The 21480-nt window shown below is 71.1% G+C and carries 26 protein-coding genes; 11 read left to right on the forward strand and 15 right to left on the reverse strand.

Going from position 1 to position 21480, the window contains the following annotated elements:
* Window positions 1-39: 39 nt before the first annotated feature.
* On the forward strand, window positions 40-1437 hold the full coding sequence (locus ACF1A1_RS34760; RefSeq protein ID WP_392005445.1) for a glutamate decarboxylase: 1398 nt from the start codon (window positions 40-42) through the stop codon (window positions 1435-1437).
* Here ACF1A1_RS34760 and ACF1A1_RS34765 read toward each other — a convergent pair whose 3' ends face one another.
* From ACF1A1_RS34765 to ACF1A1_RS34785, 5 genes are all read right to left on the reverse strand, one after another.
* The gene (locus ACF1A1_RS34765; protein WP_392005447.1) at window positions 1438-2196 is read right to left on the reverse strand and encodes an ABC transporter permease; all 759 of its coding nucleotides are present in this window, start codon (window positions 2194-2196) and stop codon (window positions 1438-1440) included.
* Window positions 2193-3149: an ATP-binding cassette domain-containing protein gene (locus ACF1A1_RS34770; protein WP_392005448.1), complete on the reverse strand. Its 957-nt coding sequence runs from the start codon at window positions 3147-3149 to the stop codon at window positions 2193-2195. Before ACF1A1_RS34770 ends, ACF1A1_RS34765 begins: the two co-directional genes overlap by 4 nt.
* A gap of 93 nt (window positions 3150-3242) precedes the next feature.
* The gene (locus ACF1A1_RS34775; RefSeq protein WP_392005450.1) at window positions 3243-3884 is read right to left on the reverse strand and encodes a PadR family transcriptional regulator; all 642 of its coding nucleotides are present in this window, start codon (window positions 3882-3884) and stop codon (window positions 3243-3245) included.
* 185 nt (window positions 3885-4069) lie between these two features.
* Complete coding sequence (locus ACF1A1_RS34780; RefSeq protein ID WP_392005452.1) at window positions 4070-5530, reverse strand: aldehyde dehydrogenase family protein; 1461 nt, start codon at window positions 5528-5530, stop codon at window positions 4070-4072.
* Between the two features lie 109 nt (window positions 5531-5639).
* Window positions 5640-6464, reverse strand: a complete 825-nt coding sequence (locus ACF1A1_RS34785) for a helix-turn-helix domain-containing protein (protein WP_392005582.1) — start codon at window positions 6462-6464, stop codon at window positions 5640-5642.
* Between the two features lie 375 nt (window positions 6465-6839).
* Between ACF1A1_RS34785 and ACF1A1_RS34790 the strand changes: the two genes are divergently transcribed.
* A complete protein-coding gene (locus ACF1A1_RS34790; protein ID WP_392005453.1) occupies window positions 6840-7325 on the forward strand; it encodes an ATP-binding protein in 486 nt (161 codons plus the stop codon).
* A 96-nt stretch (window positions 7326-7421) separates the two neighbouring features.
* Here ACF1A1_RS34790 and ACF1A1_RS34795 read toward each other — a convergent pair whose 3' ends face one another.
* From ACF1A1_RS34795 to rpmG, 5 genes are all read right to left on the reverse strand, one after another.
* Window positions 7422-7682 (reverse strand): DUF397 domain-containing protein, encoded by a 261-nt coding sequence (locus ACF1A1_RS34795; RefSeq protein ID WP_392005455.1) that lies wholly within the window; start codon window positions 7680-7682, stop codon window positions 7422-7424.
* A 766-nt stretch (window positions 7683-8448) separates the two neighbouring features.
* The gene (rpsR, locus tag ACF1A1_RS34800; RefSeq protein WP_392005457.1) at window positions 8449-8682 is read right to left on the reverse strand and encodes a 30S ribosomal protein S18; all 234 of its coding nucleotides are present in this window, start codon (window positions 8680-8682) and stop codon (window positions 8449-8451) included.
* A gap of 4 nt (window positions 8683-8686) precedes the next feature.
* Window positions 8687-9883 carry a CobW family GTP-binding protein gene (locus tag ACF1A1_RS34805; protein WP_392005458.1) on the reverse strand — a complete coding sequence of 399 codons (1197 nt, stop codon included), beginning with the start codon at window positions 9881-9883 and terminating at the stop codon, window positions 8687-8689.
* A complete protein-coding gene (locus ACF1A1_RS34810; protein WP_392005460.1) occupies window positions 9880-10134 on the reverse strand; it encodes a type B 50S ribosomal protein L31 in 255 nt (84 codons plus the stop codon). The genes ACF1A1_RS34805 and ACF1A1_RS34810 overlap by 4 nt, the downstream gene beginning before the upstream one ends.
* 8 nt (window positions 10135-10142) lie before the next feature.
* Entirely contained in the window at window positions 10143-10307 is a 165-nt protein-coding gene (rpmG, locus tag ACF1A1_RS34815) for a 50S ribosomal protein L33 (RefSeq protein ID WP_003999141.1), read from the reverse strand.
* A gap of 62 nt (window positions 10308-10369) precedes the next feature.
* Between rpmG and rpmB the strand changes: the two genes are divergently transcribed.
* From rpmB to ACF1A1_RS34835, 4 genes are all read left to right on the forward strand, one after another.
* Window positions 10370-10606 (forward strand): 50S ribosomal protein L28, encoded by a 237-nt coding sequence (rpmB, locus tag ACF1A1_RS34820; RefSeq protein WP_392005462.1) that lies wholly within the window; start codon window positions 10370-10372, stop codon window positions 10604-10606.
* A gap of 55 nt (window positions 10607-10661) precedes the next feature.
* Window positions 10662-10967: a 30S ribosomal protein S14 gene (gene rpsN, locus ACF1A1_RS34825; RefSeq protein WP_392005464.1), complete on the forward strand. Its 306-nt coding sequence runs from the start codon at window positions 10662-10664 to the stop codon at window positions 10965-10967.
* A 506-nt stretch (window positions 10968-11473) separates the two neighbouring features.
* Window positions 11474-11944 (forward strand): hypothetical protein, encoded by a 471-nt coding sequence (locus tag ACF1A1_RS34830; RefSeq protein WP_392005466.1) that lies wholly within the window; start codon window positions 11474-11476, stop codon window positions 11942-11944.
* A gap of 248 nt (window positions 11945-12192) precedes the next feature.
* Window positions 12193-12723, forward strand: a complete 531-nt coding sequence (locus ACF1A1_RS34835) for a DUF4232 domain-containing protein (protein WP_392005468.1) — start codon at window positions 12193-12195, stop codon at window positions 12721-12723.
* 42 nt (window positions 12724-12765) lie between these two features.
* Here ACF1A1_RS34835 and ACF1A1_RS34840 read toward each other — a convergent pair whose 3' ends face one another.
* Complete coding sequence (locus tag ACF1A1_RS34840; RefSeq protein ID WP_392005470.1) at window positions 12766-13875, reverse strand: DUF2786 domain-containing protein; 1110 nt, start codon at window positions 13873-13875, stop codon at window positions 12766-12768.
* Between the two features lie 184 nt (window positions 13876-14059).
* Here ACF1A1_RS34840 and ACF1A1_RS34845 point away from each other — a divergent pair, with 184 nt between their 5' ends.
* Both ACF1A1_RS34845 and ACF1A1_RS34850 read left to right on the forward strand, forming a co-directional pair.
* Window positions 14060-14791 (forward strand): Clp protease N-terminal domain-containing protein, encoded by a 732-nt coding sequence (locus tag ACF1A1_RS34845; protein WP_392005472.1) that lies wholly within the window; start codon window positions 14060-14062, stop codon window positions 14789-14791.
* Window positions 14792-14899: 108 nt separating this feature from the next.
* Window positions 14900-16585 (forward strand): bifunctional 3'-5' exonuclease/DNA polymerase, encoded by a 1686-nt coding sequence (locus tag ACF1A1_RS34850; protein ID WP_392005474.1) that lies wholly within the window; start codon window positions 14900-14902, stop codon window positions 16583-16585.
* 150 nt (window positions 16586-16735) lie between these two features.
* Here the strand turns inward: ACF1A1_RS34850 and ACF1A1_RS34855 are convergent, their stop codons facing one another.
* A complete protein-coding gene (locus ACF1A1_RS34855; protein ID WP_392005475.1) occupies window positions 16736-17629 on the reverse strand; it encodes a glycosyltransferase family 2 protein in 894 nt (297 codons plus the stop codon).
* A gap of 204 nt (window positions 17630-17833) precedes the next feature.
* Between ACF1A1_RS34855 and ACF1A1_RS34860 the strand changes: the two genes are divergently transcribed.
* Window positions 17834-18793 carry a D-2-hydroxyacid dehydrogenase family protein gene (locus ACF1A1_RS34860; RefSeq protein ID WP_392005477.1) on the forward strand — a complete coding sequence of 320 codons (960 nt, stop codon included), beginning with the start codon at window positions 17834-17836 and terminating at the stop codon, window positions 18791-18793.
* A gap of 21 nt (window positions 18794-18814) precedes the next feature.
* Here ACF1A1_RS34860 and ACF1A1_RS34865 read toward each other — a convergent pair whose 3' ends face one another.
* Both ACF1A1_RS34865 and ACF1A1_RS34870 read right to left on the reverse strand, forming a co-directional pair.
* Window positions 18815-19177: a hypothetical protein gene (locus ACF1A1_RS34865; RefSeq protein ID WP_392005479.1), complete on the reverse strand. Its 363-nt coding sequence runs from the start codon at window positions 19175-19177 to the stop codon at window positions 18815-18817.
* Between the two features lie 33 nt (window positions 19178-19210).
* A complete protein-coding gene (locus ACF1A1_RS34870; protein ID WP_392005481.1) occupies window positions 19211-19612 on the reverse strand; it encodes an ATP-binding protein in 402 nt (133 codons plus the stop codon).
* Window positions 19613-19815: 203 nt separating this feature from the next.
* Here ACF1A1_RS34870 and ACF1A1_RS34875 point away from each other — a divergent pair, with 203 nt between their 5' ends.
* Complete coding sequence (locus ACF1A1_RS34875; protein WP_392005483.1) at window positions 19816-20670, forward strand: helix-turn-helix domain-containing protein; 855 nt, start codon at window positions 19816-19818, stop codon at window positions 20668-20670.
* Between the two features lie 8 nt (window positions 20671-20678).
* On the forward strand, window positions 20679-20894 hold the full coding sequence (locus ACF1A1_RS34880; protein WP_392005485.1) for a DUF397 domain-containing protein: 216 nt from the start codon (window positions 20679-20681) through the stop codon (window positions 20892-20894).
* 53 nt (window positions 20895-20947) lie between these two features.
* On the opposite strand, the gene ACF1A1_RS34885 is transcribed toward ACF1A1_RS34880, so the two are convergent.
* Entirely contained in the window at window positions 20948-21472 is a 525-nt protein-coding gene (locus ACF1A1_RS34885) for an SUKH-4 family immunity protein (protein ID WP_392005487.1), read from the reverse strand.
* Window positions 21473-21480 lie beyond the last annotated feature (8 nt).

A 21480-nucleotide genomic window follows, 5' to 3' on the forward strand; every position in this document is an offset into this window, starting at 1 on the left:
TCCCTTTGAGCCTCTTTCATCCTTTGAGGAGTGACGTCCATGCCGCTGCACGAGGGTCCCGGGCCCGATGAGCGCCCGCTGTCCGTCAACCCGTTCTACGGCGTGGCGGACCCGGTCGCCGGCATGACCGAGGCGCCGCCCAAGCACCGGCTGCCGGACACCCCGACGCCGCCGTCGACGGCGTACCAGCTGGTGCACGACGAGCTGATGCTGGACGGCAACTCCCGGCTGAACCTGGCCACGTTCGTCACCACGTGGATGGAGCCGCAGGCCGGGGTGCTGATGGCGGAGTGCCGGGACAAGAACATGATCGACAAGGACGAGTACCCGCGCACCGCCGAGCTGGAGCGGCGCTGTGTGGCGATGCTCGCCGACCTGTGGAACGCGCCCGACCCGTCGGCGGCCGTGGGCTGTTCGACGACCGGGTCGAGCGAGGCGTGCATGCTCGCCGGGATGGCCCTCAAGCGGCGCTGGAGCAGGCGGAACCCGACGCCGGGCGCCCGGCCCAACCTGGTGATGGGTGTCAACGTCCAGGTGTGCTGGGACAAGTTCTGCACCTTCTGGGAGGTGGAGCCCCGTCAGATCCCCATGGAGGGCGACCGCTTCCATCTCGACCCGCAGGCCGCCGCCGAGCTGTGCGACGAGAACACCATCGGGGTCGTCGGCATCCTCGGCTCCACCTTCGACGGTTCCTACGAGCCGATCGCGGACCTGTGCGCGGCCCTGGACGCCCTCCAGGAGCGCACCGGCCTCGACGTCCCGGTGCACGTCGACGCCGCGTCGGGCGGGATGGTCGCGCCCTTCCTCGACGAGGACCTGGTGTGGGACTTCCGCCTCCCGCGCGTGGCGTCGATCAACACCTCGGGGCACAAGTACGGGCTCGTCTATCCCGGCGTCGGCTGGGCGCTGTGGCGCGACCAGGAGGCCCTGCCCGAGGAGCTGGTCTTCCGTGTGAACTACCTGGGCGGCGACATGCCGACCTTCGCGCTGAACTTCTCCCGCCCCGGCGCCCAGGTCGTCGCGCAGTACTACACGTTCCTGCGGCTGGGGCGGGAGGGCTACCGGGCCGTGCAGCAGTCCACGCGGGACGTGGCCCGGGGCATCGCCGCCCGGGTGGCGGCGCTGGACGACTTCCGGCTGCTGACCCGGGGCGACGAGCTGCCCGTCTTCGCCTTCACCACGGCCCCGGGCGTCGAGGCGTACGACGTCTTCGACGTCTCGCGGCGGTTGCGCGAGAGCGGCTGGCTGGTGCCCGCGTACACCTTCCCGCGGCACCGCGAGGACCTGTCCGTCCTGCGGGTCGTGTGCCGCAACGGCTTCTCGGCCGACCTGGCCGACCTGTTCGTGGAGGACCTGACCCGGCTGCTGCCGGAACTGCGCCGGCAGCCGCATCCGCTGACGCGGGACAAGGAGGCGGCGACCGGGTTCCACCACTGACTACCGGCTCATGCGCGCGAACCTCCGCACCGCCAGCGGGAAGAAGACCGCCAGCAGGGCCAGCGGCCAGGCGACGGCCGCCCACACGTGGTCCGACTGTCCCGCCGGGCCGAACAGGTCCCGTACCGCCGACGCCGTCCGGGACATCGGGTTCCAGTCGACGGCCGCGCCCAGCCAGGCGGGCATGGACTCGGGGGTGGCGAAGGCGTTGGAGAGGAATCCGACCGGCCAGACAAGGATCTGGACGGCCTGGACCATCTCCGGCCGGCCGGCGACCAGCGCCAGGTGGATGCCGATCCACAGCATCGCGAAACGGAAGAGGAGCAGCAGGCCGACGGCGCCCAGGAAGGCACCCACGCCGCCCTGGGCGCGCCAGCCGAGCGCGCAGCTCACGCCGATCAGCACGGCCAGACCCAGCACCGACTGGAGCATGTCGGCCGCCGAACGGCCCACCAGGACCGCCGCGTCGGCCATCGGCATCGACCGGAAGCGGTCGATCACCCCCTTGTCGAGGTCCTGGGTCACGGCGAGCATCGTGCCCTCCAGACCGAAGGCCATGGTGAGCGCGAGCATGCCGGGGACCAGGTAGTCGAGGTAGTCGCCGCGCACCCCGCGCCCGCCGCCGACCAGGTAGCCGAACATCAGCAGCAGCATCACCGGGAAGACCAGCCCGACGACCAGCCGGCCGGGCTGCCGTGCCCAGTGGGCGAGTTCACGCCGGGTCATGGTCCAGGAATCGGTCAGCGCGTACGTACTCACACGGCCTCCTTCGTACGGTCGTCCGGTCCCGTCAGGTGCAGGAAGACCTCGTCCAGGGTGGGGCGGCGCAGGGCCACGTCCTCCGCCTCGATGCCGGCCTCCTCCAGGGCGCGGACGACGCCGGACAGGGCGGCCATGCGGTCGGTGACCGGGGCGCTGAGCAGGCGGCGGTCGGGGTCGACGGACACGTCGTCCCCGGGCACGGGCAGCAGGGCGAGGGCGGCGCCCAGGTGGCCCTCGTCGCGCAGGACGACGTCGATGCGGTCGCCGCCCGTGAGGGTCTTCAGCCCGTCCGCGGTGCCCTCGGCGATGACCCGGCCGCGGTCGACGACGCTGATGCGGTCGGCGAGCTGGTCGGCCTCCTCCAGGTACTGGGTGGTGAGCACGACCGTCGTGCCGCCGCCGACCAGCGAGCGGACGGCGGACCACACCTCCGTGCGGCCGCGCGGGTCGAGGCCGGTGGTCGGCTCGTCCAGGAAGAGCACCTCCGGGTCGGTGATGAGGGAGGCGGCCAGGTCCAGGCGGCGCCGCATGCCGCCGCTGTAGGCGCGCACGGGTTTGCGGCCGGTGTCGGTGAGGTCGAAGCGCTCCAGGAGTTCGTCGGCGCGCACGCGCGCCTGGCGGGCACCGAGGTGGTGGAGCCGGCCGAACAGCTCCAGGTTCTGACGGCCGCCCAGCCCCTCGTCGAGCGCCGCGTGCTGGCCGAGCAGGCCGATGCGCAGGCGGACCTCCCGGGCCCGGCGCACCACGTCGTACCCGGCCACCTCGACCCGGCCACTGTCGGGTCGCAGCAGCGTGGAAAGGATTCTGACCAGGGTGGTCTTGCCCGCGCCGTTCGGGCCGAGCACCCCGTGCACGGTGCCGCGGGCGACGGTGAGGTCGAGTCCGTCCAGTGCGTGGGTGTCGCCGTATCTCTTGCGTACGTCGCTGACGGTGATCGCTGTGTCGGCCATGCCGCCCCCGGAATCTCCATGAGTCAACCACTAATCAAACTTGATTACTGGCCCACCCAAGGTATCCCCGCTCCATCAACTCGTCAAACTTGATTAGTGAGCGTCCCCGGGATGCCGCTCCCCCGTCGCGTACGGGTTCTGCCGGCCCTCCGGGAGGACGCCGACGAAGGGCTCGCCCTCACCGGCGAAGGTGTAGGCACCGCCCTCGATGCGGGTGATGAGCCCCTGGGTCCACTCGGCCTCGGCGTCGGCCGTGTGGAGCCAGAGGTTCATGATCTCCCCGATGTGACCGAGCTGCTCCGGGCCCTGCTCGGGCACATAGTGCTCGGTGACGGCGGAACGCCACTCCTCGATCCCCCGGATCCGCTCCTTCAGGAGCGCCACCGCCTCGGTGCGCGGCAGGTCGACGATGAAGCCGATGGCCGCCGACTTGATGTCCATCTTCTGGTCGTAGGAGGTCAGCGCCTCGCGCACCAGCCGGAAGAACTCCTCGGTGCCCCGCTCGGTGATCTCGTACTCCGTGCGGGGCGGGCCGCCGGCGGTGGACGGGGCGATCTCGTGCGCGAGCAGCAGTCCCTGCTTCGCCATCTGCTTCAGGGCGTGGTAGATCGAACCCGGTTTGGCGGTGGACCACTCGTGGGCGCCCCAGTACTCCAGGTCGTTGCGCACCTGGTAGCCATGGGCCCGCCCGTGCTGGCGGACGGCGCCGAGCACGAGGAGACGGATCGCTGACATGGGGCCCAGGTTATGACCTCGGTCGCCGGGCGAGGGCCGGCGGCCGCGGTCTGGAACCGTCCGTCCGTCGCGGGACGACCGGGCGCCCGGTCGGGCCTCCCACGCCCGGCGTGGTCGAAGCGGAGTGTGCGCGCCTCCGGATCGAGGCGGTCAAGGCTGCGGGACCGCCGGGTCGAGAGACCCGCTCAGAACGGGAACCCGCTCCGGCCGTGCTGCACCGAGATCCACTTCGTCGTCGTGAAGGCGTCCAGCGTCGTCTCGCCGTTCAGGCGGCCGACGCCCGAGTTCTTCTCGCCGCCGAAGGGGACGAGGGGCTCGTCGTGGACGGTGCCGTCGTTGACGTGGAACATTCCGGTGTCGATCTGCTGGGCGAAGCGGACGCCGCGCTCGATGTCGCCGGTGTGGACGGCGCCACTGAGGCCGTACGGGGTGTCGTTGACGAGGCGGACGGCCTCCTCCTCGCCGTCGAAGGGGATGAGGAAGGCGACCGGGCCGAAGATCTCCTGACGCAGGAGAGGGGAGTCGGCGGGGACGTCGGTGAGGACGGAGGGCTCGACGAGGTTGTCGGTGGTGGTGCCGTGCACCAGGGCCGTCGCGCCCTCGGCTATCGCCTGCTGGACGGTGCCCGAGACGGCCTCGGCCTGCGAGGAGTTGATGAGCGGGCCGATCACCGTCCGCGGGTCGCGCGGGTCGCCGGCCTTGAGGGACCGCACCTTGGCGACGAACTTCTCGGTGAACTCGTCGGCGATCGAACGGTCGACCAGGACGCGGTTGGCGGCCATGCAGACCTGGCCCTGGTGGACGTAACGGCTGAAGACGGCCGCGTCGACCGCGTAGTCGATGTCGGCGTCGTCGAGGACCACGAGGGCGCTGTTGCCGCCCAGCTCGAGGATGACGCGCTTGAACTGCGCGGCGCAGACGGTGGCGACGTGGCGGCCGACCTTGTCGGAGCCGGTGAAGGAGATGACCCGCGGGACCGGGTGCTCGATGAAGGCGTCGCCGATCTCGGCGACGTCGGTGAGGACGACGTTCAGCAGGCCGGCGGGCAGGCCCGCGTCCTCGAAGAGCTTCGCGACCAGTGTGCCGCCGACGATCGGGGTGTCCTGGTGGGGCTTGAGGACCACGGCGTTGCCGAGCGCCAGGGCGGGCGCGACGGACTTCAGCGACAGCAGGAAGGGGAAGTTGAAGGGGCTGATCACGCCGACGACACCGACCGGCACGCGGTAGACGCGGTTCTCCTTGCCGTCGACCGGCGAGGGGATGATCCGGCCCTCGGGGCGCAGCGCCAGGTGGATCGACTCGCGCAGGAACTCCTTGGCGAGGTGGAGCTCGAAGGCGGCCTTCAGGCCGGTGCCGCCGAGTTCGGCGATGATCACCTCGGCGATCTCCTGCTCGCGGTCCTCGATCAGGCGCAGCACCTTCTCGAAGACGGCCCGGCGGGCGTAGGCGTTGGTCGCGGCCCAGGCCTTCTGCGCGCGGGCGGCCGCCTGGTAGGCCTGATCGACCTCGTCGACCGTGGCTATCGTGATCGAGGCCAGCTTCTCGCCGTCGTAGGGGTTGAGGTCGATGATGTCCCAGGAGCCTGTCCCCGGGCGCCACTCACCGTCGATGTACTGCTGGGCCAGGTCGGTGAAGTAGGACGACATGTGATCCCTCAATCCCCTGCGCTGCGATCGACGTCACGAGCTGATCGCACGTCATCGTACGTGTGTTGCACAGGAGTTGGGGTGCGCCTGGGTTTCTCGAGGGGAAACCCTAGGAAAGCTGGAGCAGGCCGCGCAGCAGGTCCCGGCTCTCGTCGGGTCCGGGGCTGTCCTGCTGGAGTTCCTTCAGCGCCTGTTCGTACTGGGCGACGTCCTCGCGTTTGTCCAGGTAGAGGGCGCTGGTGAGCTGCTCCAGATAGACGACGTCCGACAGGTCGGACTCCGGGAAGCTCAGGATGGTGAAGGCACCGCTCTCCCCGGAGTGCCCGCCGAAGCCGAACGGCATGATCTGGAGCCGCACGTTGGGGCGTTCGGAGATGTCGATCAGGTGCTGGAACTGCCCGCGCATCACCTCGCGGTCGCCGTAGGGCCGGCGCAGGGCGGCCTCGTCGAGGACGATGTGGAAGTCGGGGGCGTTCTCGGCCACGAGGTACTTCTGCCGCTCAAGGCGCAGCGCCACCCGCCGGTCGACGTCGGCCGTGCTCGCGCCCTTCATGCCCCGCCGCACGACCGCGTGCGCGTACGCCTCGGTCTGCAGCAGACCGTGCACGAACTGCACCTCGTACGCCCGGATCAGCGAGGCCGCGCCCTCCAGGCCGACGTAGGTGGGGAACCAGTTGGGCAGCACGTCCGAGTAACTGTGCCACCAGCCGGCCACGTTGGCCTCGCGGGCGAGGGAGACGAGTGCCTGGCGCTCCGACTCCTCCGTGATGCCGTACAGCGTCAGCAGGTCTTCGACGTCCCGCGTCTTGAAGCTCACCCGGCCCAGTTCCATCCGGCTGATCTTCGACTCCGACGCCCGGATCGAGTACCCGGCCGCCTCGCGCGTGATGCCGCGCGCCTCACGCAGTCGCCGTAGTTGCGAACCGAGCAGCATCCGCCGCACCACCGATCCGGGCTCTCCCGCGCTCACCTTCGCCAGCCTCCCCAACCGTCTTCAGGGCCCGCAGTCTGCCACTAAAACACTTCGAGCAGTACTCGTCCGATTACAGAGATGGAATGAAGCCAAAGGATACGTACAGCGCGGCGCAAGGGAAGAGTGAGAAGAAAGCAAGGGAAGTGCCCATGAACGGCGAGAAGATGGCGGAAAAAATGGCCCAGAAGCGGTACGGTCAGGTCCATTTCGGTCACGTGCACGTGCATCTGCCCTTGCATCTGCCCTGCGCATCGGAAACCATGGTCCCGCGCCACCGCTGCATCGCAACGACCGCGAATCCCGGGAGTGCCTCGCATGGGGACGAATGGATCAACCATGCTCGAGCCGTTACGGCAGGGCCTTCCGCCGCTTGATCCCGCGGCCGTCTCCAACGCGGCCTCCTGCGCACTGCCCGCCCGCTTCGAAGCCGTGCGCGAGGCACGGCAGTTCACCCGCAGAACGCTCGCCCAGTGGGACGTCGGCGACCGCTTCGACGACGTCTGTCTGGTCGTCTCCGAACTGGTGACCAACGCCCTGCGGCACGGACTGTCGCCCGACTCCACCTTCTGCGGGGTCGGCGAGCAGGCGCCGCCGGTGCGGCTGCACCTGATGCGGTGGACCGAGCGGCTGGTGTGCGCGGTGCGCGATCCCAGTCACGACAGCCCGCTGCCGCGCGAGGCGGACGACTTCGCCGCCGAGTCCGGCCGGGGCCTGTTCCTGGTCGACTCGTTCACCGACGGCTGGGGCTGGCACCCGCTGACCGGCGCGCTGGGCGGCAAGGTCGTCTGGGCGCTGTTCCGGCTGCGCACGGCCGGCGAATGACGAACCTCGGCACCTTCTGGTGCCGAGGTTCTACGCGCGTCGTCACGGCTTTTCCACCGATTTCTCCGGCGCGCCGCACGCCGGAGCGGGCGGATGTCAGCTCGCGATCAGGTGGTCGAACTCGCCGTCCTTGACGCCCAGCAGCATCGCCTCGATCTCGGCCCGCGTGTAGACGAGAGCGGGGCCGTCCGGGAAACGCGAGTTGCGCACGGCCACGTCACCGCCGGGCAGCCGCGCGAACTCGACGCAGGAACCCTGCGAGTTGCTGTGTCGGCTCTTCTGCCAGGCAACCCCGGACAACTGTGTGGCCGCCATGCCGTTGTACACGTCGTGCCCCCCGTCAACGTCGTGGTCCACAGGTCGCTCCCTGGTGGTGCACTGGCTCGTGTGGCCATTGGTGCCATGGTCAACTGTTTCCGGATCATAGCCCCGTTCATATGCAGATGCAGGAGCAGATGCACGTGCACGCCGGGTGCTTGCGTGGTTACAGCTTTGACGCCCGCTTTACCGAAATCTTTCGATGCTTCGAGCCCTCGCGCGTCTGCCCCGAAGCCTGCGGCCCATGCGGCCGCTGGTCCTCGTGGTCGGCCTGCGGCACGGCCGCCGTGCGAGGTAGTCCGGATCGAACCACTCGTGCACAGGAGGAGACGCACCGGATGGCGTTCGTGTTCCGCCGTCGCGGACCCGGTTCGGCGGACGACGGGGCGTGAGCGCCGTAGGGCCCGACCGTACGGGGCCCCGCCTGGGCGGACCGCGGCCGTCCACTCGGCGCGGCGGGCGCGGCGCCGGCAACCTCCACCGGCCCCTCGCCCCGAGCCGGCCGACCTCCCGTCCCTCCCCACACCCCCGGTGCGAGCAGGGCCGGACGGCCACCCCGCCGCGGAGGTCGCGACAAGCGCTCGCCCCCGTGGAGGACGGTGGGATCGTCCACGGGGGCGAGGTCGGACCCAGCCCGAACACGGGGAGGCTCAGGGCCGGTTGGCGGATATCGAACCGGAGGATGCGGCCAGTCGACTGGGACGGTTGGCGTAATTTCGCTCATACGAACGACAGTGACGTCGTACGACGTCGGCGGGTCCGTCCGTACGGAGGTGGCCGATCCGTGCTGATGCCGTCGGCGCGGTCAGCGGCTGCTGTACGGCAGGAGGGCCATCTCGCGGGCGTTCTTGATCGCGCGGGCCAGCTGGCGCTGCTGCTGGGCCGAGACACGGGTGACCCGGCGGCTGCGGATCTTGCCGCGGTCGGAGATGAACTTCCGCAGCAGGTCCGTGTCCTTGTAGTCGATGTACGTGATCTCGGCCTGGTCCAGCGGGTTGGGCCGGCTCTTGGCGGGCTTGCGGTCGCTCTTGCGGGGCATGGGGTCAGACCTCCAGGAGGGTGTCGAAGGCGGGCGGCAGCCGCTTCCAGGCGTCGCGCCCGGCGGCGTACTCGGTGTCGGTGAGCAGGCAGGACTCCAGCAGCCGTTCGAGGCCGTCCCGGTCGAGGCCGGGGGACGTGAAGACCAGGTGCTGGCAGCGGTCGCCGTGCTCGGGGTGCCAGTCCAGCGCGGCGGCGGCGCGGCGCACGGGCGGGACCATGTCCCAGGCCGCGTCGGGGAGGGAGGCCAGCCAGGGCCCGGCCGACTCCACGCACAGCGCTCCGCCGGCCGCGTCCCAGTGGAGCAGCACGTCGGACTTGTCGGCGAGCCAGAACCGGCCCCGGCTACGGGCGGCGGCACACGTCAGGTCCTCCAGCGCCGCGTACAGCCGCTCCGGGTGGAAGGGGCGGCGGCGGTGCCAGACGAGGGTGGAGACGCCGTGCGCGTCGGCCTCGGCGGGGAGCAGGGCGCAGGCCGGGTGCTGGGCGGCGGCGGCCGCCTCCACGTCGAAGCCGGCGAGGGCGGCCTCGGCCAGCGCTGAGCGGGCGCCGGGCGCGACCGCGTGTGCGGCGGCCGGGGCGGGTGCGCCCGCCGGGTCCCCCAGGTGGCCGCCCGGGACGGGGACCCGGCGGGCCGTCGGATGGAGCTGGGCCAGCAGCTCGTGGTCCTCGTCGTCGGCCTCCGGGGAGTCGACGACGGCCAGGACCGGGGCGTACTCCAGTTGCCGGGCGAAGGTGTCGGCGACGGTCCGCTGGTCGGTGGCGGCCGCGGCGAGGCCGGCGTCGGCGAGATCGTCGCCGTTGCCGAGGCAGGGCAGCAGCAGCGCCGGGTCGACGGCGGTGATCACACCGGTGACGGTGAGGTCGCCGGCGACGACCACCTCGGCCATGGCCTTGGGTTCGACGGAGTCCCACAGTTCGACGACCGCGAGCCGGGTGGTGCCGTCGTCGGCGAGGCGGCGCAGTTCGGGCACGAGGTCCTCGCGCAGGGCGCAGCAGGCGCAGTCGTTGACGAGGGGCGCCTCACCGGCGGAGAGGATGCCGGTGGCGTCCCGGACGGTCCGTACGACCGTGCCGGCGGCGGCCGTGGCCAGGTCGTGGTGGAGGACCACACTGCCGGGCACGTCGGCGAGCAGCCGCTCGACGGTCGCCTTGCGGGCCTCCGCGTGCAGCCCGCCGACGATCACCACCGACAGGCTCACGCCTTGCCCCGCTTCCCGTACCGGAGCTCGAAGCGCTCCACGCGGCCGGCGGTGTCCAGGACGCGGGCGGTGCCGGTGTAGAAGGGGTGGCTGACGTTCGAGATCTCGACGTCCACGACCGGGTAGGTGTTGCCGTCCTCCCACTCGATCGTCTTCTCGCTGGTCATGGTCGAGCGGGTGAGGAAGGCGTGGTTCGCGGCACGGTCACGGAAGACGACGGGACCGTAGGCCGGGTGGATTCCCTTGCGCATGGCGGTGGTCAGCGCTCCTCTCGGAAGTCGACGTGACGGCCGACGACGGGGTCGTACTTGCGCAGGGTCATGCGGTCCGGGTCGTTACGGCGGTTCTTGCGGGTGACGTAGGTGTAGCCGGTCCCTGCCGTGGAGCGGAGCTTGATGACCGGGCGCAGTTCGTTGCGTGCCATGCTGGTATCTTACTGAAAATGAATTCCATTAACAGCAACGTTCGAGGAGAGGTACGTCACCCGTGTCCGCGCACTGCATGCTGACCGGCGCCCAGCCCGGCTTCGGCAACCGCATCTCCCACTCCCACCGGCGCACTTCGCGCCGCTTCGACCCGAACATCCAGTCCAAGCGGTACTGGCTGCCCAGCGAGGGCCGTCACGTACGGCTGCGGCTGAGCACGAAGGGGATCAAGACCGTCGACGCGATCGGCGTCGAGGCGGCCGTGGCCCGGATCCGGGCGCGGGGGGTGAAGGTCTGAGCGGCGGCTGGGGACTTCTGCGGGGTCTGCGGGACTGATGAGCTGAGGAGCCGACATGGCGAAGAAGAGCAAGATCGCGAAGAACGAGAAGCGGCAGGAGGTCGTCGCGCGGTACGCCGAGCGGCGGGCCGAGCTGAAGGAGATCATCCGCCGGCCGTCGTCGACCGAGGCCGAACGGCTGGACGCGCAGCGCGAGCTGCGCCGACAGCCCCGGGACGCGAGCGCCACGCGGGTCCGCAACCGCGACCAGGTGGACGGACGGCCGCGCGGATACTTCCGGACGTTCGGCCTCTCACGGGTGAGCCTGCGGGAGCAGGCGCACGCGGGGTATTTGCCGGGGGTGCGGAAGTCTTCCTGGTAAGCGGGGTGTCGGCGGGGACGGGGGCCTGCCGGGGGCGGATGTCGGCCTGACGGGCGGGGGTGGGCACGGGGGCGGATGTCGTTGCGGCGGGCGCCGCCGAAGGTTGGCTGCCGGGGCGGAAGTCGTCGCGGCGGGCGCCACCCGGCGGCTGGCGGCCAGGACATGGCAGAGGTCCCGGCAGGCACCGGCCGGAGGCCGAGGCCTGAGGCCGACGGCCAAGGGTGTGGCAGACGTCCCGGCAGGCACCGTCCCGCGGCCGACGGCCAGGACACGGCGGACGCCCCGGCAGCGTCACCCTCCGCTAGGCGGACCGCGTTCTGGTCGGCGTTCGGGGGGTGGCCGTCGGTGGGGGGCGGGCTGGTAGCTTGCTGCGGACCTTCCGGCCGACCGGGCCGTCCGGCTATCGCTTGGGAGCAGCAGTGACTACGGCGAACTTCTCGCGCTCCGCGCCCTCCTCTCGCCCGTCGCCTTTTTCGCCTCCCGCGCGCGGGACGTCCCGTCGGGCGGTGCGGGCCGCCGCCGTGGCCGCCGCGTTGGCGGGCGCGCTCGCGCTGACCGCGTGCAGCGGCGACGACGGCGGCTCGGACGGCAAGCCGTCGGCCACGCCCCGTACCACGGCGAGCGCGGACGCCACGGGCGGCTCGGTCTCCGCGACGGCCTCCCGCGAGCTGGAGGGCAGCTGGCTCGCCACCACGGACGGCAAGGCCGTCGCCCTGATCGTCACCGGTGAGCAGGCCGCCCTCTTCGCGACCGGCGGGACCGTGTGCAGTGGGACCGCCGGCGAGGAGGCGGGCATGCGGATGATCCGTCTGAAGTGCACGACGGGTACGAAGGACCGCACGACCGGCATGGTCGACTCCGTCGACGCGAAGTCCCTCCAGGTGACCTGGGACGGCGGGGTCGGCAAGGAGACGTACACCAAGGCGGAGGGCGGTCAGTGGCCGTCGGGGCTGCCGACGGCTGGCCTGGGCTCGTAGCCGGACGCCCTGGTCGGGTGCCGGGGGCGGGCGCCGTGGGCGGGCGCCGCGGGCGGGCGTCGTAACCGTACGCCGTGGTCGGACGCCGTAGCCGAACACCGTGGACGGACGCCGTAACGGTGCCCCGTGGGCGGACGTCGTGGGCGGCCTCGTGGTCGGGCGTCGGGGAGACGGGGGTGTGCGGTGGTTGGGGGTGGGCATGCGTGATGATCCTCCAAGCACCGTCACGTCATCCAAGGGATCCCCACATGCGCGCCGTTCCGATCACCGTCACCGCCCTCGCCGCCGCGTTCGTCCTCACCGCCTGCGGCGGCGGGGACGACAGCTCCTCCGGTGGCGAGAAGAGCAAGGCCGCCTCCGGCTCCGCCTGCGCCGTCGGTGACCTGGGCATGGAGGTCGGCCCGGTCAACGCCGCCCCCGCCGCCGGGGACACCGGCAACGTCACCGTCACCCTCACCAACAAGGGCGCCGAGTGCACCCTGGAGGGTTTCCCGAAGGTCGAACTCGAGGCCGGCGACAGCACCACCGCCGTCCCCCGGGACGAGGCCGCCGAGGCCCCGAAGCTGACCCTGCCGGAGCAGGGCACCGCCTCCTTCACGATCACGTACGTGCGTGCCGAGGAGGGCGGCTCGCAGAGCCTCGCCGTGAAGACGGTGAAGTACGGGCTGTCGGAGGGCTCGGCGGACCAGGACTTCCCCTGGTCGTACGGCGATGTCGCCCTGAAGGACGAGAAGACCCCGGACGCCTCGGTGAGCGCCTTCCAGCAGGCGGGCGACTGAGCGTCGGACAGGCCTGCGTCGGCAGGCCGGTGCGCCACCCCGTCAGGGCAGGCGGGGCCTGGTACTCATCCGGGCCCTGTCCGCCGCCTCCACGCCCTGCGTCCAGCCCGCCTCGTCGGTGACGCCGCGCAGGCGGGTGGTGGTCGTCTCCGGGAACATCCGGTCCGTCGCGGCGGTGACCGCGAGGTCGCGGGAGGCGAGGACCGGGAGCAGGTCGTCGGTGAGCTGGGTGTCGGCGGCGGTGGTCAGGCGGGCGCCGATGCGGTGGGCGTAGGCCGCGAGGAAGGACTGCCGGAAGGTCTTGGTGCGCTTGCGGCCGGCGGTTCGCTGGGCCGCCTCCGCCTTGGTCATCGCGGTCTGGGCCTGCACCAGCAGGGAGGTGTAGAGCAGCTCCACCACCTCCAGGTCGGCCTCGAAACCGACCACCGTGGAGAAGCAGAAGGGTTCGTTCCAGACCGCGCGGCAGTGGTTGGCGTCGGCGACCGCGTCCAGCAGCACCGCCTTGGCCTGCTCGTACGGCGGCTCCACGCCGATGCGGCAGGCGCCGGGGGCGTCCGGGGCCGGCGCCTGGGCGTCGAGCAGGGCCTCGTCGACGCTGTGCCGGGTCATCAGCTCCTGCGCCTTCGCGGTGAGCGCCTCCGCCTCCTCCGGATACCCCGTCGCCTCCGCCTTGGCGAGCAGCGCGCGGATGCGGGTGAGCATGCGCGAGTCGGAGCGGGGCTGCCGGCCCCGCCGCGGCTCCTGGAGCGGGTCGAGGGTGGGCAGGCGCAGCAGCAGGCGGTACAGCTCCAGGACCGTGGTGGCGTGGGAGAAGCGGTCGGCGCGGGGCGGGGACTCGGCGGTGAGCTCCTCCAGCTGAGCCGTCCAGCGCCGGCCGCGCGGGGGCTCCTGCCGCGCCTGTGTGCGGATCAGGGAGGCGAGCAGACGTACGTGGGCCTCCTCCAGGTCGCGCCGCACGAGCCGTACGACGTCCGCGGGCTGCCAGCCGCGCCGCCAGGCCGCCGCCACGAACTCCTCGCCCCGGCGGGCGAGTTCGGCGTCCGCCGCGGGGTCGGCGGCGAGGAGGGACGCACCCGTGTCGAGGGCGGCGTCGCCGGATTCGTAGAGGGCGGCCCGGAAGGCGCGGTCGACGGTGGGGGACGTACTGCTCATCCGGTGATGGTGTCACGCGCGCGTGACGTCGCTGTCGCCGATGACCGGGTCAGGGGCTCGTCGGCCCGCTTCCGGCGTTCACCAGGGACAGTGCCGTGTCCAGGGCCGCCGGGCGGGGCAGGGCGACCGCGAGCACTGTCAACTCAAGGTTGACGACCGACGGGTGTCAACCTACGGTTGACACATGACCTCACGACAGGACCCCACGTCGTCCATCCGGCTCGACGACCTCATCGACGCCATCAAGCAGGTGCATCCGGAACCGCTCGACCAGCTCCAGGACGCGGTCATCGCGGCCGAGCACCTCGGGGACGTGGCCGACCACCTGATCGGCCACTTCGTCGACCAGGCCCGGCGCTCGGGCGCTTCCTGGACGGACATCGGCAAGAGCATGGGCGTGACCCGGCAGGCCGCGCAGAAGAGGTTCGTGCCGAAGGAGTCGGCCGACCTCGACCCGAGCCAGGGCTTCAGCCGGTACACCCCGCGCGCGCGGAACGTGGTCATGGCGGCCCACAACGAGGCCAGGACCGCCCGCACCCCCGAGGGTCTGCCCGTCCATCTCGTCCTCGGCCTGCTCGCCGAGCCGGAGGGCCTCGCGGCGAAGGCCCTCGCCGAGCAGGGCGCCTCCCCGGACGTGGTGCGCGAGGCCGCGACGGCCGCGCTGCCGCCCGCCGCCGCGGAGGTGCCCGAGCTCATCCCCTACGGCTCGGACGCCAAGAAGGTCCTGGAACTCACCTTCCGCGAAGCCCTCCGCCTCGGCCACAACTACATCGGCACCGAGCACATCCTCCTGGCCCTCCTGGAGTTCGAGAACGGCAAGGGCGTCCTGAGCGGGCTCGGCGTCGAGAAGACCGGCGTCGAGCAGTACGTCGAGCGGGTACTGGCGGAGCTGCTGAAGACGCGGGAGGAGGAGTAGGGGCCGAGCGGCTGTCGCAGGCGCGCTCGCGTGCGCCGGGGCCAGGGCCGGCGGCGGCCGCGGCCGTCACACCGGGGCGTTGTCAGACCCCCCTGGCAGACTCGCGGCATGGTCGATCGGTGGGTGGTTGCTCCGGTCGAGGGCGGTGGTGTGGAGCTGGTCGCCCTCGGGGGTGACGGGCTGCCTGTGGGGCCGGTGGTGCGGGAGCCGGATCTGGTGGCGGCGGTGCGGGGGCGGCCCGGTGTCACGCGGTGGGTCTGGCGTTCGACGGCCGAGGTGTATCCGCGTCTGCTCGCCGCGGGGGTGCGAGTCGAGCGGTGCTACGACGTCGAGGACGCCGAGACCCTCCTGCTCGGCCACGAGGGGCGGTACGGCGAGCCCCGTTCGGCCGCCGCCGCCCTGGCCCGGCTGCGCGGCGGGCCCGTACCGCCGGACCCGCCGCAGCGCTCCGCCGCTCCCGGCGCGCAGTCCCCGCTGTTCGAACCGCAGGACGCGGGGCTGCCGCTCGCCGACCTGCTCGCCGTGTACGCCGAGCAGCAGCGGCGGCACGACCGGGCGGAGCACCCGGAGCGGATGCGACTGCTGACGGCGGCCGAGTCGGCGGGGATGCTGGTGGCCGCCGAGATGAACCGGGCGGGGCTGCCGTGGAGCGCCGACGTGCACCGTGCGGTGCTGCACGACCTGCTCGGCGAGCGGTATGCCGGCGGGGGCGAGCCCCGGCGGCTGGCGGAGCTCGCCGACGAGGTGTCGGCCGCCTTCGGGCGCCGGGTGCGGCCGGATCTGCCCGCCGACGTGATCAAGGCCTTCGCGCAGGCCGGGATCAGGATCAGGTCCACGCGGCGCTGGGAGATCGAGTCGATCGACCATCCGGCGGTGAAGCCGCTGGTCGAGTACAAGAAGCTCTACCGGATCTGGGTGGCCCATGGCTGGGCCTGGCTGCACGACTGGGTGCGCGAGAGCCGGTTCCGGCCCGAGTTCCTGGCGGGCGGGACGGTCACCGGGCGATGGGTGACCAACGGCGGGGGCGCCCTGCAGATCCCCAAGGTGATCCGGCGGGCCGTGGTCGCCGACCCCGGCTGGCGGCTCGTCGTCGCCGACGCCGACCAGATGGAACCGCGGGTGCTCGCGGCGATCTCCCGCGATCCCGGGCTGATGGAGGTGGCGGGCCGCGAGAGCGACCTGTACCAGTCCGTCTCCGACCGCGCCTTCTCGGGCGACCGTGCCCAGGCCAAGCTCGCCGTGCTCGGCGCGGTCTACGGCCAGACCTCCGGCGACGGCCTGAAGAACCTCGCCGCGCTGCGCCGCCGCTTCCCGCGCGCGGTGGCCTACGTCGACGAGGCGGCCCGGGCCGGCGAGGAGGGGCGGCTCGTGCGCACCTGGCTGGGGCGGACCTGTCCGCCCGCGGCCGGGGCGACCGACGGCACGGCGGAGGAGGCGGGCATCCCCTCGGGGGACGACGAGACCGAGGGCCGGCCGTGGGTGCCCGGGTACGCCTCCTCCGACGCCCGCGCCCGCGGCCGCTTCGCCCGCAACTTCGTCGTCCAGGGCAGCGCCGCCGACTGGACCCTGCTGCTCCTCGCCGCGCTGCGCCGCAGCTGCGCTGACATGGCGGCCGAGCTGGTCTTCTTCCAGCACGACGAGGTGATCGTGCACTGCCCGCAGGAGGAGGCCGAGGCGGTCGTGGCGGCGATCCGCGAGGCGGCGGAGCTGGCCGGACGGCTGACGTTCGGCGAGACCCCGGTGCGGTTTCCGTTCACGACGGCCGTGGTGGAGTGCTATGCCGACGCCAAGTGACCAGCCCCCGTCGGTGAGCGGCTCCCCGAGCTTCCGTACGACCGTCTTCTCGTCCGCCCCGTCCAGCGCGGCTGGCCCCCACGGCGAACCGGCCGCCACCGACGACCGCGGCGGGAGGGGCAAGCGGGTTCCGACGGCGCGCCGGACGACTCAGATGACCGGGGGCCGGCCCAGCCGGGTCAGTCGCCACACCGTGCTCCAGCGCATGGGCCGCCGTTCGCCCGCCGGCTTGCGCACGCCCTCCGCGAACCCGCCGAACCAGGCCTTGAGCCCGCCGAGCGAGCGGGTGCGCAGCAGCGTGACGGCGATCCACACGCCCAGGTGGACGGGGATGAGCGGCAGCGGGAGGTTGCGCCGGACCAGCCAGACGCGGTTGCGGGCGGTGACGCGGTGGTAGATGGCGTGCCGGGCGGGCGAGGTCTTGGGGTGCCGGAGGAGCAGTTCGGGCGCGTAGAGGATTTTCCAGCCGGCGTCCGTGGCGCGCCAGGCCAGGTCGGTCTCCTCGTGCGCGAAGAAGAACTCGGCGGGCCAGTCGCCGGTCTCCGCGAGCATGGCCATGCTGAGCGCGTGGCCACCCCCGAGGAAGCCGGTGACGTATCCGCCCTGCATCGGGTCGGAGGCGCCGACCCTGGGCACGTGCCGGCGCTGGGTCTCGCCGTTCTCGTCGGCGATGCGGAAGCCGACGATGCCCAGGCGCGGGTCGGCGGCGTACAGGTCGCGTACGCGGCGCAGGACGTCGGCGTCGACGAGCAGTCCGTCGTCGTCCAGGTCGACGACCACGTCGACGTCGCCGTACTCGCGGAGGCGGGCGAGGGCGACGTTGCGGCCGCCGGGGCAGCCGAGGTTCTCGTCGGTCTCGATGACGGTGACCTCGCCGGGCAGGGAGAGCCGGCGGGCGAACTCGGGCAGCCGGCAGCCGTTGCCGACGATCACGATGCGCGCGGGCGGGAGGTCCTGTTTGGCCACGGACTCCAGCAGGGCGTCGACCTCGGCGGGCCGATTGCCCATCGTCACCACGGCAACGGCGATCCTCGGCTCCACCACGTCCCACACTCCGTCCGGCCCGCGACGGCGGCCACGGCCCGTTCCCGTGGGGCCCGTCGTTCACCTAGATGTTGCCTCAGATGGGGAGGTTGCCTGGGCACTGCTTCACTTCGCGCCGAGTTTGCGGCGGTTTCGCCGACGAAGGCCGTCCGGAGATGATCAGATGAAACGCCCGCCCGCATCCGCGCGCCCGAAGGACCCGCCATGCCCTTCCGCTGTGCCGTACTCGACGACTACCAGAACGTCGCGACGTCGGTCGCCGACTGGTCGGTGCCGGGCGAGGAGCTGGAGGTCGTCTCCTTCACCGAGCACTTCGGGAGTGAGGACGAACTTGTCTCCGCTCTGGCCGGCTTCGACTGTGTCGTGACCCTGCGCGAGCGCGTCCCCTTCCCGGCCACCGTGCTGGACCGGCTCCCCCGACTGCGCCTGCTGATCGCCTCCGGCATGCGCAACTCGGTGATCGACTACGCGGCGGCGAAGGCGAACGGCGTGACCGTGTGCGGCACGGAGAGCTCGTCGACCCCACCGGTGGAGCTGACGTGGGCACTGTTGCTGGGCCTCGCGCGTGGGCTGGTGCAGGAGAACACCGCGCTACGGGAGGGCGGCCCGTGGCAGTCGACGGTGGGCGCCGACCTGCACGGGCGCCGGCTGGGTCTGCTGGGCCTGGGGAAGATCGGCAGCCTCGTCGCCCGGGTGGGGCTGGCCTTCGGCATGGAGGTGAGCGCGTGGAGCCAGAACCTCACGGAGGAGCGGACGGCGGAGGTCGGCGTGCGGCGCGCCTCCTCCAAGGAGGAGTTGCTCTCCGTGAGCGACTTCGTCTCCGTCCACCTCGCGCTGAGCGAGCGGACGCGAGGGCTGATCGGGGCGGCCGAGCTGGCTCTCCTCAAGCCGACGGCGTACCTGATCAACACCTCGCGGGCGGCGATCGTCGACCAGGACGCGCTGCTGGCGGCGCTGCGGGAGGGGCGGATCGCGGGGGCGGGGGTCGACGTCTTCGACGTGGAGCCGCTGCCGGCCGACCATCCGATGCGGACGGCTCCACGCCTGCTGGCGACTCCCCACCTGGGGTACGTGTCGCGCGCGAACTACGAGCGGTACTACGGGCAGGCGGTGGAGGGGATCCGGGCGTATCTGGCGGGGGCGCCGGTGCGGGTGCTGGGCTGAGGGGCCGAGCACCCGAGGTCCTCAGGGCTGGAAGAGGTGTTCCGGGTCGGTGACGTGGTAGGCGCGTTCACGCCAGAGCCGGAGCTGCGCCAGGTCTTCGGTTTCCCGCACCTTCTTCCTGACGGACGGCGGCACCTCGATGCTCCGCCAGAAGAAGAGCCGGAGAATCACCGACTGCTCCAGACGCGCACGGAAACTTTCCTCGTAGCCCTCTCTGAAGGCCTCTTCCGCCAGTTCGAGCCACATCTGGCGCATCCAGTCCTGCCAGATGTACTCAGGCAGCCGCCAGGGAACCCGCCGGTCTCCCTGGGCACCGACGGTGACGTCACGTCCCTCCTCACCTGCCGGACCTTGGTGTCGCGCCTCGTGCGACGAGCCGACCATCGGCTCTCCTTTCTGTCCGACGTGATCAACGAGCTACGCCGCCGGGAGTTCGCACCACACCAGCTTGCCGCGGTGCCCCAGGCGGGACAGCGGATGCCAGCCCCACACGTCGGCGCAGGCACGCACGAGGGCGACGCCCCGCCCGCTCTCGGCGTTCGCCAGCTCCTCGAACTTGCCCGGCGGCTCGGGAGGTTCGGGGTCGGCATCCCAGGCACCGATCTGCAGGACGCCGTCGCGGTGGCGGACGCGCAGGCAGGCGGGGCCCTTGGTGTGCAGTACGGCGTTGGAGACCAGCTCCGAGGCCAGCAGCTCGGCGGTGTCGGCCAGGTGGGTCAGGCCATGGAGGGTGAGGATCAGGCGGAGGGTGCGGCGGGAGACGGTGACGGCTCTGGGGTCGGTAGGGATGTAGAGGGAGTACTCCCAGGGTTCGGACATGACGGAACTCCGTTCGGTGTGGGTGATTGAGGGCGCGGTGGCAGTGCCGCAGCCGTCGTGGCTGGACGGGGCGGTGCGCTTCCGCAGAGTGAGCGATGCGCCACCGACGGTACGAGTAAAATTTGGGACGCCGCAAGCCGTTGCCGTAATCTGCCCCTCGAACGGGTCACTTGTGCAGCGCAGTTGGCGACGAGGAGGCAGCGATGCCACGCAGGCGGCAGCCCACGGCACGCCAGGAACGTTTGGGTGCTGAACTGCGAAAACTTCGCGAGGCTGCCGGTCTGAAGGCGCGTGAAGCAGCCGCCTTGATCGGATCCGACTCGGCGCAGATGAGCCAGATGGAAGCCGGAACCGCCGGGGTGAGCGAGGAGCGTCTACGCAGCCTCGCCGCCCATTACTCCTGCGAGGACGAGGAGTTGATCGAGGCGCTGACCGTAATGGCGACCGACCGCACTCGGGGCTGGTGGGAGGAGTACCGGGGCAAGCTGCCCACTCCGTTCCTGGACATCGCCGAGCTGGAGCATCATGCGACCTACCGGCTGGACCTGGAGTTCCTGAACATCCCAGGCCTTCTTCAGACGGAGGACTACGCCCGCGGTGTCTTTTCGTACCGAGTTCCTGAGCTGCCGCGCTCGGAGATCGAGTTGCGAGTACAGCACCGTGTGAAGCGAAGGGAGGTCATCGAGGGGCCGACGCCCATCCCCTACGAAGCTGTCATCCATGAGGCCGCGCTGCGCATCAGAGTCGGGGACCGAGCCGCCATGCGCGCTCAGCTCACCCGTGCCCTGGAACTCTCCGCGGCAGACCACCTCACCGTACGGGTCATCCCCTTCGACCTGGACGGCTTCGGTGGAGCATGGGCCACGATGATGTATGCGGGTGGTGCGGTGCCCAAGTTGGACACGGTCGTACGTGACGCGGGGGCCAACGGGACAGCGTTCGTCGATTCCGCATCCCAACTGGGAGCCTTTCGAACGCTCTTCCGTAAAATCGAGGCCGTGTCACTCGAACCTGAGCGTTCGCGTGACTTCATCCACCGACTCGCAAAGGAACTGTGAGGCGCGCCATGTCCCGTCCCGACAGCTGGCAGAAGTCATCCTTCTCCGGTGGAGGTGACGGCTCCAACTGCCTCGAACTCGCCGCCACCCCCACCACCCTCCACCTCCGCGAGAGCGACACCCCGGCCACGGTCCTCACGACCACGCCGGCGACCGTCGCCCACCTCCTCGCAGGCATACGCACGGAAGCCGTGACCACGCCCACCCCCTGCGAAGCAGTCTGACCTCTGCTGCAACGCGAGCAACATGCAGACAGGCATGCCCAGGGAAGCCACCATCAGAGCGGCCCCAACACGCCCAACTCAACTTCGTCGAAGACGTTCGACCACCACGTCTCCTCGTCGGAGAATGCCGCTCCATCCACCCTCTCCAGGGATTCCTTCAAGCGCATCCCCTCCTCAATCACGGCATCTTCGTCCACATCACCTGAAGAATCGACCGGGGCGGGATTCGACACGAATCCGTTCCATGCACTCATGAACGCGAAGAAGTGATCCAGCCTTGCGTTCACAAAGCGCAGCTCATCCCCCTCCGGCCCCTGGATAAACACCTCTCCCGCCTCCGAGAGGAGGTATCGCCCAGCAATATCCTCCTCATTTTTACCCAGCGTGAGGTGCGTCAGCCCACGCACCTCGACCGGAGCAAGCATGACGGACGGATCTGTATAGAACATCCCCTCAACGGCACTAGGAAGCGCGGAATCTTTCAGGACCGCCATAAGTGCATCGGAGATGTCACGAATACGGCTGGCGTCAACAGCCCTGACGACGTCGCCGACCGTTGCAAGATTACCTTGACCCATAGCGCGGA

Origin of the sequence: Streptomyces sp. NPDC014995 (assembly GCF_043080745.1) — a bacterium.
Classification (GTDB): Bacteria; Actinomycetota; Actinomycetes; order Streptomycetales; family Streptomycetaceae; genus Streptomyces.

What these genes read in the sequence shown, in the direction of transcription:
- ACF1A1_RS34760 (WP_392005445.1), top strand. Translation starts at nt 40, where the DNA reads ATGCCGCTGCACGAGGGTCCCGGGCCCGATGAGCGCCCGCTGTCCGTC.
- ACF1A1_RS34770 (WP_392005448.1), bottom strand. Translation starts at nt 3,149, where the DNA reads ATGGCCGACACAGCGATCACCGTCAGCGACGTACGCAAGAGATACGGC.
- ACF1A1_RS34775 (WP_392005450.1), bottom strand. Translation starts at nt 3,884, where the DNA reads ATGTCAGCGATCCGTCTCCTCGTGCTCGGCGCCGTCCGCCAGCACGGG.
- ACF1A1_RS34780 (WP_392005452.1), bottom strand. Translation starts at nt 5,530, where the DNA reads ATGTCGTCCTACTTCACCGACCTGGCCCAGCAGTACATCGACGGTGAG.
- ACF1A1_RS34785 (WP_392005582.1), bottom strand. Translation starts at nt 6,464, where the DNA reads ATGCTGCTCGGTTCGCAACTACGGCGACTGCGTGAGGCGCGCGGCATC.
- ACF1A1_RS34790 (WP_392005453.1), top strand. Translation starts at nt 6,840, where the DNA reads ATGCTCGAGCCGTTACGGCAGGGCCTTCCGCCGCTTGATCCCGCGGCC.
- rpsR (WP_392005457.1), bottom strand. Translation starts at nt 8,682, where the DNA reads ATGCCCCGCAAGAGCGACCGCAAGCCCGCCAAGAGCCGGCCCAACCCG.
- ACF1A1_RS34810 (WP_392005460.1), bottom strand. Translation starts at nt 10,134, where the DNA reads ATGCGCAAGGGAATCCACCCGGCCTACGGTCCCGTCGTCTTCCGTGAC.
- rpmG (WP_003999141.1), bottom strand. Translation starts at nt 10,307, where the DNA reads ATGGCACGCAACGAACTGCGCCCGGTCATCAAGCTCCGCTCCACGGCA.
- rpsN (WP_392005464.1), top strand. Translation starts at nt 10,662, where the DNA reads ATGGCGAAGAAGAGCAAGATCGCGAAGAACGAGAAGCGGCAGGAGGTC.
- ACF1A1_RS34835 (WP_392005468.1), top strand. Translation starts at nt 12,193, where the DNA reads ATGCGCGCCGTTCCGATCACCGTCACCGCCCTCGCCGCCGCGTTCGTC.
- ACF1A1_RS34840 (WP_392005470.1), bottom strand. Translation starts at nt 13,875, where the DNA reads ATGAGCAGTACGTCCCCCACCGTCGACCGCGCCTTCCGGGCCGCCCTC.
- ACF1A1_RS34845 (WP_392005472.1), top strand. Translation starts at nt 14,060, where the DNA reads ATGACCTCACGACAGGACCCCACGTCGTCCATCCGGCTCGACGACCTC.
- ACF1A1_RS34850 (WP_392005474.1), top strand. Translation starts at nt 14,900, where the DNA reads ATGGTCGATCGGTGGGTGGTTGCTCCGGTCGAGGGCGGTGGTGTGGAG.
- ACF1A1_RS34860 (WP_392005477.1), top strand. Translation starts at nt 17,834, where the DNA reads ATGCCCTTCCGCTGTGCCGTACTCGACGACTACCAGAACGTCGCGACG.
- ACF1A1_RS34865 (WP_392005479.1), bottom strand. Translation starts at nt 19,177, where the DNA reads ATGGTCGGCTCGTCGCACGAGGCGCGACACCAAGGTCCGGCAGGTGAG.
- ACF1A1_RS34870 (WP_392005481.1), bottom strand. Translation starts at nt 19,612, where the DNA reads ATGTCCGAACCCTGGGAGTACTCCCTCTACATCCCTACCGACCCCAGA.
- ACF1A1_RS34875 (WP_392005483.1), top strand. Translation starts at nt 19,816, where the DNA reads ATGCCACGCAGGCGGCAGCCCACGGCACGCCAGGAACGTTTGGGTGCT.
- ACF1A1_RS34880 (WP_392005485.1), top strand. Translation starts at nt 20,679, where the DNA reads ATGTCCCGTCCCGACAGCTGGCAGAAGTCATCCTTCTCCGGTGGAGGT.
- ACF1A1_RS34885 (WP_392005487.1), bottom strand. Translation starts at nt 21,472, where the DNA reads ATGGGTCAAGGTAATCTTGCAACGGTCGGCGACGTCGTCAGGGCTGTT.